Annotated in this window: 11 protein-coding genes and 1 pseudogene; 9 read left to right on the top strand and 3 right to left on the bottom strand. The window is 73.2% G+C overall.

The window, feature by feature from the left end:
- Positions 1 to 49: 49 nt before the first annotated feature.
- The gene (locus ACFWB8_RS06905) at positions 50 to 622 is read right to left on the bottom strand and encodes a DoxX family protein (protein WP_385223436.1); all 573 of its coding nucleotides are present in this window, start codon (positions 620 to 622) and stop codon (positions 50 to 52) included.
- 124 nt (positions 623 to 746) lie between these two features.
- Here ACFWB8_RS06905 and ACFWB8_RS06900 point away from each other — a divergent pair, with 124 nt between their 5' ends.
- Together ACFWB8_RS06900 and ACFWB8_RS06895 are read left to right on the top strand one after the other, a co-directional pair.
- Entirely contained in the window at positions 747 to 1,211 is a 465-nt protein-coding gene (locus tag ACFWB8_RS06900) for a MarR family winged helix-turn-helix transcriptional regulator (protein ID WP_385223435.1), read from the top strand.
- 35 nt (positions 1,212 to 1,246) lie between these two features.
- Entirely contained in the window at positions 1,247 to 1,582 is a 336-nt protein-coding gene (locus tag ACFWB8_RS06895) for a YkvA family protein (RefSeq protein ID WP_385223434.1), read from the top strand.
- On the opposite strand, the gene ACFWB8_RS06890 is transcribed toward ACFWB8_RS06895, so the two are convergent.
- A complete protein-coding gene (locus ACFWB8_RS06890; RefSeq protein WP_385223433.1) occupies positions 1,548 to 2,180 on the bottom strand; it encodes an alpha-ketoglutarate-dependent dioxygenase AlkB in 633 nt (210 codons plus the stop codon). The genes ACFWB8_RS06895 and ACFWB8_RS06890 overlap by 35 nt on opposite strands.
- 186 nt (positions 2,181 to 2,366) lie before the next feature.
- Here ACFWB8_RS06890 and ACFWB8_RS06885 point away from each other — a divergent pair, with 186 nt between their 5' ends.
- The 5 genes from ACFWB8_RS06885 to ACFWB8_RS06865 all read left to right on the top strand — a co-directional run bounded on the left by ACFWB8_RS06885 (position 2,367) and on the right by ACFWB8_RS06865 (position 9,767).
- Positions 2,367 to 3,746 carry a hypothetical protein gene (locus ACFWB8_RS06885; RefSeq protein WP_385223432.1) on the top strand — a complete coding sequence of 460 codons (1,380 nt, stop codon included), beginning with the start codon at positions 2,367 to 2,369 and terminating at the stop codon, positions 3,744 to 3,746.
- 119 nt (positions 3,747 to 3,865) lie between these two features.
- Positions 3,866 to 5,122: an AAA family ATPase gene (locus ACFWB8_RS06880; RefSeq protein ID WP_385223431.1), complete on the top strand. Its 1,257-nt coding sequence runs from the start codon at positions 3,866 to 3,868 to the stop codon at positions 5,120 to 5,122.
- Positions 5,119 to 6,363: a VWA-like domain-containing protein gene (locus tag ACFWB8_RS06875; protein WP_385223430.1), complete on the top strand. Its 1,245-nt coding sequence runs from the start codon at positions 5,119 to 5,121 to the stop codon at positions 6,361 to 6,363. The genes ACFWB8_RS06880 and ACFWB8_RS06875 overlap by 4 nt, the downstream gene beginning before the upstream one ends.
- Positions 6,364 to 6,458: 95 nt before the next feature.
- On the top strand, positions 6,459 to 8,363 hold the full coding sequence (locus ACFWB8_RS06870; RefSeq protein WP_385223429.1) for a tetratricopeptide repeat protein: 1,905 nt from the start codon (positions 6,459 to 6,461) through the stop codon (positions 8,361 to 8,363).
- A 105-nt stretch (positions 8,364 to 8,468) separates the two neighbouring features.
- Positions 8,469 to 9,767, top strand: a complete 1,299-nt coding sequence (locus ACFWB8_RS06865; protein ID WP_385223428.1) for a Gfo/Idh/MocA family protein — start codon at positions 8,469 to 8,471, stop codon at positions 9,765 to 9,767.
- A gap of 79 nt (positions 9,768 to 9,846) precedes the next feature.
- Here ACFWB8_RS06865 and ACFWB8_RS06860 read toward each other — a convergent pair.
- Positions 9,847 to 10,829, bottom strand: a pseudogene (locus ACFWB8_RS06860) (hydroxyacid dehydrogenase).
- 1,091 nt (positions 10,830 to 11,920) lie between these two features.
- Here ACFWB8_RS06860 and ACFWB8_RS06855 point away from each other — a divergent pair.
- Both ACFWB8_RS06855 and ACFWB8_RS06850 read left to right on the top strand, forming a co-directional pair.
- The gene (locus ACFWB8_RS06855) at positions 11,921 to 12,286 is read left to right on the top strand and encodes a PRC-barrel domain containing protein (RefSeq protein WP_385223427.1); all 366 of its coding nucleotides are present in this window, start codon (positions 11,921 to 11,923) and stop codon (positions 12,284 to 12,286) included.
- A gap of 106 nt (positions 12,287 to 12,392) precedes the next feature.
- Positions 12,393 to 12,566 carry a CsbD family protein gene (locus ACFWB8_RS06850; protein WP_385223426.1) on the top strand — a complete coding sequence of 58 codons (174 nt, stop codon included), beginning with the start codon at positions 12,393 to 12,395 and terminating at the stop codon, positions 12,564 to 12,566.
- The last annotated feature ends 54 nt before the right edge of the window (positions 12,567 to 12,620 follow it).

Genomic DNA, 12,620 nt, shown 5'->3' with positions numbered 1-12,620 from the left:
CCGAACACCCGGGGTCAATCAGGCGGGACCCCGGACACCACCCCCTTGCTCAGTTCCGTACGAGGAGCAGCCCGCCCGCGAGGACCGCGGCGAGGAGGAGGGCGAGCGCGCCGTATGCCAGGCGGTGTGCGCGCAGTACGGGCAGGAAGCGGTCGGCGGCGTACCGGCCGGGGCCGGTGAGCGCGAGGGCCGCGGCGCCGACGGTCAGCAGCAGCTCGTACTCGATGCCCTTCGGGGCGAAGAACGCCCCGGTGCCGTGCACGGCGATGGCGTTGATCATGGTGCCGACGACGGCCGCCCCGGCGAGCGGGGTGAGCAGTCCGACGGCGAGGCCGAGGCCGCCGAGGGTCTCGGTCAGGCCGGCGATGACGGCCATGGCGTCGCCGGCGGGGTAGCCGCTGGCGGTGAAGAACTGGCCGGTGCCGCTGATGCCGCCGCCGCCGAACCAGCCGAAGAGCTTCTGGCTGCCGTGGGCGGCCATGGTCAGGCCGAGGACGAGGCGCAGGAGCAGCAGGCCGACGTCGTGGCCGGGGGTGGAGAGGGAGGGGGCGGAGGCGGTGGTACCGGATACGGCCGGTGCGGCGGCCTGCGACTTCGTCGAGGAGACGGAGGGGCTGGTCATGGGGGATTCCTTCCGGTCGGACGGTTCGGTGCGTGGGGTGGGTCGGACAGGTTGTTCAAATTCGAACCGCCGGGTCGACCTTAACCACTGATTCAAATTGGAACAACCCGTGTAGGCTGGACGCATGGCTGAAACGAGATGGCTCAACGATCGCGAGATGCGGGCCTGGAGCGGCTTCCTGGCCGCGTCCGCCCTGGTGAACCGCCACCTCGACCAGCAGCTCAAGGACGATTCCGGACTCTCGCACCCGCAGTACGAGATCCTCGTACGGCTCGCCGCGGCCCCGGACGGCGAGCTCCGGATGACGGAACTCGCCAATGGCCTGATCAACTCCAAGAGCGGGCTGACCTACCAGGTCACCCAGATGGAGAAGGCCGGACTGGTCCGGCGGCGCAGCTGCCCTTCCGACGTCCGCGGGGTCTTCGCCGTCCTGACCGGAACCGGCCGCGCCCGCCTGGAGGAGGCCGCGCCCGGACATGTGGCCACGGTGCGCGAGGTCCTCGTCGACGTACTCACCGCCGAACAGCTCGACGCGCTCGCCGACGGGCTGGGCGAGGTGAGCCGCCGGCTGCGCGCCCAGGGCGCCTGACCGGTTACGGGCCCCGGAGCGGGTATAGAGGTGACATGGACGCAACGTTCTGGCTGACCGTCGCCGTGGTCGTCGCCCTCGGGCTGGCCGCGGCCGCGGCCGTGCTGCTCGTACGGGTCTTCGCGGCGCGGCGGCTGCTGCTCGACTCGGGGATCCCGCTGCGGGACAAGGCACTGTTCTGGATCGCCGTGGTCTACACCGTCTCGCCGGTGGACCTGATCCCGGACCCGGTGTACCTGGACGACATCGGGGTGCTGCTGCTGGCGCTGCGCTCGCTGCACGCGGCCGCCTCGGCGGGCCGCCCGCTCGCGCAGGCAGCGGCGAGCCCGCCGCACCTCACCGCACGCCGCGCGGGCGGAACTGAACGCTGACGCGGGGACCGACGGCGCGGGCCGACTTGGGGACCGCGTGCTCCATCGTGCGCTGACAGGAGCCGCCCATCACCACGAGGTCGCCGTGCCCCAGGGGCAGCCGGAGCAGGGTGGGGCCGCCGTCGCGGGGGCGGAACGCCAGGTCGCGCGGGTCGCCGACGGAGACGATCGCGACCATCGTGTCCTCGGTCGAGGAGCGGCCGGTGCGGTCGCCGTGCCAGGCGACGCTGTCCCGGCCGTCGCGGTAGAGGCAGAGTCCGGCGGTGACGAAGGGCTCGGCGAGCTCGGCGGCGTAGTGCCGGGTCAGCGTCTCCCGGGCCTCCGTGAGCACGGGGTGCGGCAGGGGCTCGCCCTCCCCGTAGAAGGCGAGCAGCCGCGGTACGTCGACCTCCCGCTCGTACATCTGCCGCCGCTCGGCCCGCCACGGGACGTCGGCGGCCAGCCGCTCGAACAGCGCGTCCGCCCCGGACAGCCAACCGGGCAGGTGATCGACCCAGGCCCCGGCCCCGAACCCCAGAACCGTGCGCCGCAGACCCGACAGCGGCCCGAGCCGGATCTCGTCGGTCTGGTCGAAGAGGGAGCCCTGGAGTGCGCGCATGACATCAGGATACGCCGACATCCGAACACCTGCTCGAATATCTTGGGGTGCTCGTCCACCGGCGGCCGACTGCGTCGACTCGGGGAAAAGTACCTGGCGGGTCGCGGGCGAGAGCGTTACGATCACCGCGATGACCACTCATTCTCTTCACAGATCGGGGGTCCCATCCGCGCAAGGTGAGTGCTGATGCTCACTCACATCGCGCATGGGGATTCCCGCTTTTCCTTCTGGCTGCGCGTGCGCGAGTTCGCCGTGCCGCCGTCCATGATCGAGACCGCGACCGCACGCCGTACTGCCGGGGACTGGGCAGGGGCGTGTGCCGCCGCAGGCATCGACGTCGATTTCAATCTGCGTTCCGTGGCGCGCACCCACGGCCAGGGGTTCGCCGCCCGGGTCCGGGCCGATCTCCGCCATCTGGCACCCGACCTGCTGCGCTGGCACATGCCGCGCATCGCTCCCGACGGACTGCTGCGCCCCGGTCTGACCGTGTCCCTGGCTCGGTACGACGCCGCCGGGCGTGACGGCGCGAGTCCGGTACACCTCGTGGCCCGAACCGTCCCCGCCTGGGCGGACGCCGGTCAGCGGATCAGTCTCGCGCTGTGGGACGGGTCCGGCCCCGGGGCCGTCCGCTCCCTCCATCCGCACCTGCGTCCCAGCCCGCGGTTCCGCCTCGACCTGCACCGTCACCTCTGGGACGCGCGCAGGGCCGGTGAACTGCGCGTCCGATCCGGGGCAGATCGGGTGTCCGGCGACGGACCGGCCCTGCCGGAAGGGCAGTTGCTCCCACAGGGAGACCGCTGCGCCGTGGGCCGGTGGGCGGACGAGGCGGGGATACTGCTCCGCGCCGAAGGGCGGGCCGGCGGCGCCGTCACCGTGCGGATCGGGGCCCGACACCGGCTGGTACTGGACCTGGAGCCGGACGGGGATGCCCCGACCGGCGTACGGACCTGGGCGGGGCCCGCCGATGAGGGTGCACCCGTGCTGCCCGACGCCGCGACGTGGGTGCCGCCCGACCTGGAACTGCTGCGCACCGGAGCCATCGAGGCCGACCGGCTGCACCCGTTGGTCGCCTCGGCACTCGTACCGGATCACGCGCAGGCCGGACCGCCCCGGGCTCCGGACCGGGCCGGGCAGCCGCGCGTCGTGGAGTGCAGGGGAGCCCGGCACCGGATCGGCCTGGTCGACGGGGTGCTGGCGCCCTTGGACCACCACCCGGACGAGATCCGCCGCGAGGAGCTGCTGGTCGCGCTGACCGGCACTCCGCTCCCCTGCCTCCAGGCCATCGACGAGGCCCACAGGCGCCCGGACTGCCTCACCGGCGTCCGCGAACGCCTGGACCACGGCGACACCGCCGGTGCGCTCGCCGTCGTGGAAGGCCTGCTCGGCCCCGGCGCACTGCTGCGCGCCGGCGATCTGCGCGACGAGCTGGAGGCGGCCGCGCAACAGCGGATCACCTACGGGTTGTTCCGCGCAGGCCTGTCCGGACCCGCACCCGGCCGTATCCGTCCGGGCCCCAGCCGTCCCCGGCACCACCGATCGCATCCGCGCACCACGACGGCCCGCTGAGCCGACTGCCTGGCCTGACCGGCCCGACCCGGCCCGGCCCATCCGGCCTGACCGCGTCCGGCCCGGGGACCGTCGTCCCCGCCACCACCGTGAACCACGAACCCCAAAGGTGATCGAACATGCCCACGCCCATGCCCATGCCTGCGTCCACGCCCGTGCCCGCGTACGCGTCCCAGCTCGACGTCGCCGGCGAGTTGCTGACCCTGCTGCGCGACTCCACCACCGAACCCCGCCCCGACGTACAACTGGAGGCCCTGACCCTGGCCGTGGCCGCCGACCTGCCCGTGCTGCTGTGGGGTGAGCCGGGCATCGGCAAGACCGCGGCCCTGACGCAGCTCGCCGCGTCCCTGGACCTGCCGCTGACCACCGTGATCGCCAGCGTGCACGAGCCGTCCGACTTCTCCGGCCTGCCCATCGTCGGAGACGACCCCGCGGTCCAGGGCGTTCCGATGGCCCCGCCGGACTGGGCCGTGCGACTCGTACGGGCCGGCCGCGGCCTGCTGTTCCTCGACGAGCTGTCCACCGCGCCGCCGGCCGTGCAAGCCGCCCTGCTCCGCCTCGTGCTGGAGCGGCGGATCGGGTCCCTGCAACTGCCGCCCGAGGTCCGGATCGTGGCCGCCGCCAATCCGCGGTCCTCCGCGGCCGACGGCTGGGAGCTGAGCCCGCCGCTGGCCAACCGCTTCGTGCACCTCCAGTGGATCCACGACCACGAGGTCGTGGTGCGAGGGCTCGGCGGGACCTGGCCCAGGGCGACCCTGCCGCGGCTCGACCCCGAGATGCTGCCGCAGGCCGTTGCCTTCGCCCGTCGCGCGGTGTGCGGGCTCCTCGCCGCGCGGCCCAAGCTCGTACACCAACTGCCCGGCAGCGAAGCCCGCCGGGGCGGCCCCTGGCCGTCGCCCCGCAGCTGGGAGATGGCCCTGCGCCTGATCGCCTTCGCGACCGCGGCCGGATCCTCCAGGGACGTACTGTCCCTGCTGGTCAGGGGCGCCGTGGGGGACGGTCCCGGACTGGAGCTGCTGGCCGGCCTGGACCGGATGGACCTCCCCGATCCCGAGTCGCTGCTCGCCGACCCCGCCGGAGCCGAACTGCCCGAGCGCGGAGATCTGCGCCAGGCCGTGCTCGACGGGGTGGTGGCGGCGGTGCGCACGCGCCCGGACAAGTACCGCTGGGACGCGGCCTGGGCGGTGCTGGCCCGGGCCCTGGAGACCGGAGCCCCGGACCTGGTGGTCGTCCCCGCGACCACGCTCGCGGCGCTGCGCCGCGAGGACTGGGACGTACCGGCGTCGATCGGCCGGCTCGCCGGAGCGGTGTCCCTGTCCCGGCGGGCCGACGCCGCGGCGGCCCGTACCGCGGTCGGCGCGAAGGCCGCACGATGACCGCCGCCGCACCGGGGACGCTGGACCTCGACAAGCTCTTCGCCGCCCGGCTGTACGCGGTACGGGTCCGGCCCTACCTGGCGACGGCCCTGTTCGCCCTGCACGCCGTGGAGTCACGGCGCGTGCCGACGATGGCCGTCGACCGGCACTGGCGGTGCTACGTCTCGCCGTCGTTCGTGGACCGCACGCCCGTGGAGGAACTGGCCGGGGTGTGGGTCCACGAGGTGTCGCACCTGCTGCGCGACCACCACGGACGCGGCGACCGGGTCGCGCGGGAGCGCGGGCTGAGCGGCCCGGCGCAGCGGCTGCGGATGAACATCGCGGCGGACCTCGAGATCAACGACGACACGTTCGGTGACGGGCTCGTCCTGCCCGAAGGCGCCGTCCGGCCCGCGTCCTTGGGGCTTCGCGACGGCGAGCTGATGGAGGACTACCTGCGCCAGTTCGGCCTCGGGCCGAGTACGCAGCACCTGGCCTGGCTGGACTGCGGCAGCGGCGCCGACGGACTGGAACGGGAGTGGGACCTGGGAGCGGACGGCGCGCACGGCCTCAGCGAACAGGAACGGGACGCGGTGCGCTTCCGGGTGGCGCAGGGCATCACCGCCCGTCCGGGCGACGCGCCCAAGGGGTGGAAACGATGGGCGGAGGAGGCCTTCCACCCGCCGCAGCCCTGGCGGGAGTTGCTGGGAGCGGCGCTGCGTGCGGCGGCCTCCGGCCCGGGGGCGGGCCAGGACTACACGTACGGCCGGCCCTCCCGGCGCTCGGCCGGGCTGCCCGGCATCGTGCTGCCGAGCCTGCGGCGCAGGCCGCCCCGGGTCTCGGTGATCATCGACACCTCGGCGTCGGTCAGCGACGCCGAACTGGGCAGCGCTCTCCTCGAGGTCGCCGCGATCTCCCGGGCCGTGGGCGGCCGCCGCGACCTGATCACGGTGGTGCCGTGCGACGCGGCGGCCCGCATCGTGCACCCGCTGTGCCGCGGCGAGGGCATCCCGCTGATGGGCGGCGGGGGTACGGACCTGCGTACGGGCTTCGCCAAGGCGCTCCGATCGGGGCCCCGGCCGGACGTCATCGTGGTCCTGACCGACGGCCAGACCCCCTGGCCGGGTGCGCCACCGCCGTGCCGGACGGTGGTGGGCCTGTTCCCCCGGGGCCGGGCCGGCGGGTCGTGGGACGAGGACGACCCCGACTACGTACCGGACTCGCCGCCCGAGTGGGCCCGGGTGGTCGACATCGGATCCTGACCTTCTGCCCGGGGAACCGACCCCGTGTTCGACCCGGTCCTGCCTGGAGCTACCTTCGTAGCCATCACCAGAGGTCGGCCGGGGGAGACAGGCAGATGGACGAGCGGCTCGAAGCCGAGGGCGAGGTGGCGGTCGCCCGCCTGGCCGTCGACAGCGGGGACCTGCGGCATGCCGCGAAGCACCTCGGCAACGCGCTGACCGCCGATCCCGGCTGCCCCGACGCCTACGAGGCCCTGGGCGAACTCGCCGCGACCGTGGGCGGGCCCGCCGCCGCCCTGGAACTGTTCCCCGCCGACGAGCCCTACATCGGCTCGGTCGCCTGCGTCGCCCAGCTCCACGCGGCCGCCGGGCAGTGGGAGCCGGCCCTGTCCGCGCTGGCCGCGGTGATCGGCGCCGAGCCCGAGCGCCCCTGGGCGCACGTCGCCTGGCTGGCCGACCCCGGGCTGCCCGGCCGGCTCTCGCCCGACGCCGTCACCCAGGCCGTCGCCGGTCTCTCGCGCGACCTGCCCGACCCGCTGCCGCCGCAGCTCCGTGACGGCGTCCGGCCGTTCTACGCGCTGGTCAGAGCCGCCGTCGCCGCCCACCCCGGGCACACCCTGCTGCACGCGATGGCCTCCACGCTGGCCCGCCGCTTCGGCGACGTGTCCGACGCCGTCGCCTGGGCCGAGCGCGCCCGACAGCTCGAGCCCGGCCACTGGCAGGCCGTCATCCTCGGCACGGCGCTGCTCGCCGCCGGACGCCATGAGGATGCCCTGGCCGTGTGGGAGGCGGAGATCGCCCGCGACCCCTCGGACCTGGACCTGTACGTGGACGTCGCCGAGCTGTACGGGAAGACCGGCCGCCCCGCCGAGGGCCTGGCCCGGCTCGACCGCGCCCTGGCCGCGGAACCCGACCATCCCAAGGCCGCCCCGGCCGCACTCGCCCTGCGCCACGCCGTCGACGGCGGTACGAGGCACCTGCTGGCCCTCTCCGACCACCTGCGCGCCCACCCCGACCACGGCTACGCGGCGCACCTGCTGGGCGAGCTCTGCGCGGACCAGCCGTGGCTCGGACACGTGCACCGCGCGTTCGAGGCGAGCGTGAACGCGCTGCACCAGATGCTCGCCGCCCCCGAGAGCGCCCGCGACCACGAGATCGAGCTGCTCGGCTCCGCCCTGGAGGCGCCCAGTACGCGCCTTGCCGTGCGCATGGGCTTCCCGCGCTCGAAGCTCGACTACCAGTCCGTGCACGCGCCCGACCCCCGGCTCGCGCAGTACCGGGTCGACACGGCCCTGTGGCGGTTCGAGGGCCCTGACGGCCTCGAGGGCCGTCCGGCCGTCGCCCCGCCGACGCCGCGGGCCGCGGAACTCGTGCGCCAGGTCGCCGCGTTGAGCTGGTCGGCGCCGAATGCCGCGTACGACCACGCCGTACGGCTCGCCGGCCTGTCCGCCGAGGACCTGCTGGCCGTGTGCGTCCACCCGCCGCTGCCCCGGGAGGACGAGCAGGGGGCGTACCTGCTGGGCCGGCAGCCCGAGATGTGGGTACGGGCCGTACAGACCTTCGCCTGCCTCGGTCTGGCCCACCACCGCGCGGACGAGCCCTGGCAGGACTCCCGGCGCAGGGCCCTGCTCCTGGACCTGCTCTACGGCCCCGAGGACTGGACCAACGAGGCCGCGGGCTTCGCCCTCCTCGCCACCGCCTGGGCCGACCCCACGAGCCGCGAGGACATCGGAGCCCGCCTGGTCGACCGCATGATGGCGGTGGGCAAGGCCTGGCAGGACCGCGACGCGACGATCCTCGCCTCGCTCTGCCACCTCGTCCTGGCCTGCCCGTGGCTCCAGGAGACCTTCCTCGACCTGGCCACGAAGATGCTGGCCGCGGCCACGGAGTACCACGCGCAGCCCGCGCCGGACGAAGCCGAACGCCGAGCGGAGATCACGTCCGCCCTGGCCGCCCGCCACACACCCCAGCCCCCGAAGCCCCGCTCCCTCCTGACCCGCCTCTTCGGCCGCTCCCGCTGAACCCCGGGGCGCGAGGCCTGGTTGTAGCGGGGGGCGGGGGTCGCTACGCTCGCGGCGGAAAGCGGCTTCTGTGTGCGTTCGCCGAGCTCGAGGAGGCGGGGACGGATGGCTTCCGGGGTCACTCTTGCCGTCGTTGGTGCCGGGGATCGCGGGGCCTGGCACGCCCGTTGGGCTCTCGCGCATCCGCAGCGGGCCCGCGTCGTCGCGGTGGCCGAGCCGCGGAAGGTCCGGCGGGAGCGGTTGGCGGCCGAACACGGGCTGGACGCCGGGGCGGTGGTGGACGACTGGCGGGTGCTGGCGGCCCGGGGCCGCGTCGCGGACGCGGTGCTCATCTGCACGCTGGACCGTGAACACCTCGAGCCTGTCCTGGCGTTCGCCGCGCTCGGCTACCACATCATGCTCGAGAAGCCGATGGCGCTGACCGAGGACGAGTGCCGGCGCATCGTGGCCGCCGTGGAGGATGCCGGGGTGATCCTCGCCGTCGGCCACGTCCTGCGCTACACCCCTTACACGCAGGCCCTGAAGCGCGTCGTCGACTCCGGCCGGATCGGCGAAGTCGTCAGCGTGCAGCACCTGGAGCCGGTCGGCTTCTGGCACCAGGCCCACTCGTTCGTACGCGGCAACTGGCGTCGCGAGGACCAGGCGACCACGATGCTGATGGCGAAGTCCTGCCACGACCTGGACTGGTTGCAGTACGTGCTGGGCCGGCCGCCCGTGCGCGTCTCCAGCTTCGGGCGCCTCTCGCACTTCCGGCCGGAGAACAAGCCGGCGGGCGCCGCCGACCGGTGCCTGGACTGCGCGGTGGAGACCAGTTGCCCCTATTCCGCCCGGCGTGATTACGGCGACCGGCTGGCCGGGGGACGGCACGGCTGGCCGCTCAGCGTGGTGGTCGACGAGTTCACCCCGCAGGCCCTGGAGACCGCGCTGCGCGAAGGCCCGTACGGACGCTGCGTGTACGCCTGCGACAACGACGTGGTCGACCACCAGGTGGTGGCCATGGAGTTCGGCTCGGGAGCCACCGCCACCTTCACCATGACCGCCTTCACCGAACAGGCGGACCGCCAGACCCGCATCTTCGGCACGCGCGGCGAGCTGCGAGGGGACGGCGCACGGCTCCGCGTCTACGACTTCCTGACCCGTACCGAGGAGGCCGTCGGCCTCGGTACGGAAGGCGCGATGGACGCCGCCGGGGGCCACGGGGGCGGGGACACGGGCCTGATGGACGCGTTCGTCGACGCCGTCGCCACCGGCGACCCCGGACTGGTGAAATCCGGGCCCCGCGAATCCCTCGCCAGCCATCTGACAGTGCTGGCCGCCGAGCGCGCCCGGCGGGACAACACCGTGGAGACCGTCGGTCCGGCCGCGGGGTGGTCCCCACCGATGCCGCCTGCTCCTACGTGCTGAGGTCCGGCGCCACCACCACCGCGATCGCCGCGCGGGCCGCCGACACCGGTCCGGGGAAGCGGAGCCGGCGAGGCGTCGCTCAGGCCGTGCGGTTCAGGTCCTCGCGGCGGACCTGGTGCGCGAAGGGCAGGCCGGCGGCGTAGCGTGCGATCTCCTCGATCGCGGAGCCGGCCATCCGGTGGAGTTCGTTGCCGAGGGAGCCGGCGATGTGCGGCGTGAGCAGCACGTTGGGCAGGTCGTAGAGGGGGGAGTCGGCCGGCAGGATCTCCGGATCGGTGACGTCGATGACCGCGTGCAGCCGGCCGGAGGCCAACTCGTCGGTGACCGCGGCCCCGTCGACCAGCGAGCCGCGCGCCGTGTTGATCAGCGTGGCGCCGTCGCGCATCAGCGCGAGGCGCCGGCGGTCGATCATCGCCCGCGTCTCGGGCAGCGCCGGTGCGTGCAGGCTGACCACGTCGGAGATCCGGCAGAGTTCGTCGAGACCGACCCTGCGGGCGGCGAGAGTTGCGGACTGATCCTCACTCAGATATGGGTCATAAACGACGAGTTCGAGATCGTGGGGCGCAGCAGTTCGATCACCCGGCGTCCGATCCGGGAGGCCCCGACGATGCCCACGATCCGGCGGTAGTTGCCCGCGTGCCCGTACCGCTGATGCCAGTCGTGGTGACGGCCGCGGACGCTGCGGTACTCCTCGCGCAGCTGCATCACGCACTTGTTGGCGAGGAGGACCATGGCGACGGTGTACTCGGCCACGGGTACGGAGTTGGCCGGCGCGGCGGAGGAGACGGTGATGCCGCGGTCCCAACAGGCTTCGGTGACCAAGTGTTTGACGGAACCGGCAGCGTGCACGACGGCTTTGAGGCGGGGCGCGGCCGCGAGCGCGCGAGCGTCCACGGCCGGTGCTCCCCAGAAGGTGAGCAGCACCTCGGCCTGCGCCAGCGCCGCCGCCGCCTCGGGTCGGGCGAAGTCGTCGGCGACGAGCTCCATGTCGAGTTCGGCGACCTCGTGGAGCCGACGGATGCTCGCGTCGTCCAGCAGGCGGGGAAGAAGCTCGGGGTCCATCGCGAGCAGGGCTCGCGGGCGACGCACAGGCATCTGGGGCTCCTTGCGGCTGGGTGAAGCCGCGCTGACCCTATGAAGCCAGCTTACGATCGTCAAGATCCATCAACCATAAAGCTCCATTCCTTCAAAAGGATCGAATGTGTGGACCGGGCTCCGGAAATCCTGGAAGAGCCGCCACCGAACCGTTCCGGCCGACCACTGCGCGCCCTGACGGTTGGCCCGGACGACCCGGAAGCGGATCACCATCGAGGCGTTGCGGGGCGGGCACGGCCGGGTGAACCCGCTTTCCCGGCGGAGCCCTCCGGCTAGCCTGAGTTGATGCTGGAACGAGGCTGCCGATCTCTCCACGGACGTTCGGGCCACTCCCGGGACGAGGCGCGCCCCGGTGAGAGGTGAGCGCACCGTCGTGTTCCTCACGATGTCGCGGGCGGCGTATCAATCGGTACGCGGGCGGTTGACGCAGGTGCGTGAGCAGTGGCATCGAGAAGGCCCGCTTTCGAGGTGGGCAGCCTGCCGGGCACGCCGTGGCGGATCGCGGTCACGCACCAGCAACTGCGCCGCCGAGGCTCCGTGCGGCATGAGCCTTCGGGGGTTGGGCATACCCATGACCCTCGAGGGGCATGCGCCGCAGAGCCGTGGCCCGTCTGCCGTCCGGATCCGTGCCCGTGGCCGGCTGCTCAAGAGCCGGTGACGGGGGTTTACCGATCCGCTGTGCAGCTCGGTCGGGAAGAGCGCCGGCCGAAGTGTCCGGTTGCCATGCGGGCCGGACGGCAGCACGTGGTGCCCTTGATACGGGCCCTTCGTACGGAGGAGCGCCGGCCGCGCGATGGCGGGGGGTGCCACCGCGCGGCTCGGACTCGCTCGGGAAGCCGCGCCGCTCACCGCCGCGGACTCCCGTGATGACGCTTATGGCCAGTCTCCGTCGGCCCAAACGGTCGAAGCGCACTTTTTCTCGGAGCGAGCCGCCGGTCCCACAGGCAGGGGGGTGAAGCCTCGGGCCCCTGGGCAGGTGCGCCGACGACGGAGGTTCCTCCGCGCCCGGAGCCACTGGCGCGCAGGGGCCACGGTTTCGATCGAAGGAGTTGTTCCGCATGACGGAGAACGTGTGGGCCTACCGCGCCGGCGTCGACTACCTGGCCGCCGACCTGACCGGTTACGGGGTCGAGGCGCTCGACGGCAGCATCGGCAAGGTCGACAAGCACTCCGATGACGTCACGGACGCCTATCTGGTCGTCGACACCGGCGTGTGGATCCTCGGCAAGGAGGTCCTGCTTCCGGCCGGTCTGGTGACCCGCGTCGACCACGCGGCGGAAAAGATCTACGTGGACCGCACGAAGGACCAGGTCAAGGCCGCTCCGGAGTTCCATCGGGACGAGCACCTCGGGAACGCGGACCACCGCGAGGCCCTGAGCACGCACTACCTCTCCGGCATGCCGTTCGGAGTCCCGCCCGCCTGACCGGTCGCCCGGCGCGGTCTCGTATCGCAGCGCACGTTTGCGGGCCGCGATCCGGGTCAGACGCGCAGAGCAAGGCAGTTCCCGTACCCCCAGGGAGTGATCCGCTGTGTCGCAGGAAGAAAAGGGTAAGGCCAAGGCCGAGCAGGCCAAGGGCAAGCTCAAGGAGACCGCCGGCCGCCTGGTGGGTAACGAGCGGCTGACGGCTGAAGGCCGTACCGAAGCCGCGACGGGCGATGCCCGCCAGGCCAAGGAGAAGATCAAGGACGTCTTCAAGCGGTGACCTGACCGCACCGCGGAGTGTGCCTCGGTCCCGGCCCCCTGAGGGGTCCGGGAC

Origin of the sequence: Streptomyces sp. NPDC060031, assembly GCF_042736805.1 — a bacterium.
Taxonomy (GTDB): Bacteria; Actinomycetota; Actinomycetes; order Streptomycetales; family Streptomycetaceae; genus Streptomyces.
This window is presented reverse-complemented; position numbering and strand designations above follow the sequence as displayed.

Bases quoted from the DNA above. Each gene is read 5' to 3' on its own strand.
- ACFWB8_RS06895 (WP_385223434.1), top strand. From the start codon at position 1,247: ATGGACGCAACGTTCTGGCTGACCGTCGCCGTGGTCGTCGCCCTCGGG.
- ACFWB8_RS06875 (WP_385223430.1), top strand. From the start codon at position 5,119: ATGACCGCCGCCGCACCGGGGACGCTGGACCTCGACAAGCTCTTCGCC.
- ACFWB8_RS06880 (WP_385223431.1), top strand. From the start codon at position 3,866: ATGCCCACGCCCATGCCCATGCCTGCGTCCACGCCCGTGCCCGCGTAC.
- ACFWB8_RS06855 (WP_385223427.1), top strand. From the start codon at position 11,921: ATGACGGAGAACGTGTGGGCCTACCGCGCCGGCGTCGACTACCTGGCC.
- ACFWB8_RS06865 (WP_385223428.1), top strand. From the start codon at position 8,469: ATGGCTTCCGGGGTCACTCTTGCCGTCGTTGGTGCCGGGGATCGCGGG.
- ACFWB8_RS06890 (WP_385223433.1), bottom strand. From the start codon at position 2,180: ATGCGCGCACTCCAGGGCTCCCTCTTCGACCAGACCGACGAGATCCGG.
- ACFWB8_RS06905 (WP_385223436.1), bottom strand. From the start codon at position 622: ATGACCAGCCCCTCCGTCTCCTCGACGAAGTCGCAGGCCGCCGCACCG.
- ACFWB8_RS06885 (WP_385223432.1), top strand. From the start codon at position 2,367: ATGCTCACTCACATCGCGCATGGGGATTCCCGCTTTTCCTTCTGGCTG.
- ACFWB8_RS06870 (WP_385223429.1), top strand. From the start codon at position 6,459: ATGGACGAGCGGCTCGAAGCCGAGGGCGAGGTGGCGGTCGCCCGCCTG.
- ACFWB8_RS06900 (WP_385223435.1), top strand. From the start codon at position 747: ATGGCTGAAACGAGATGGCTCAACGATCGCGAGATGCGGGCCTGGAGC.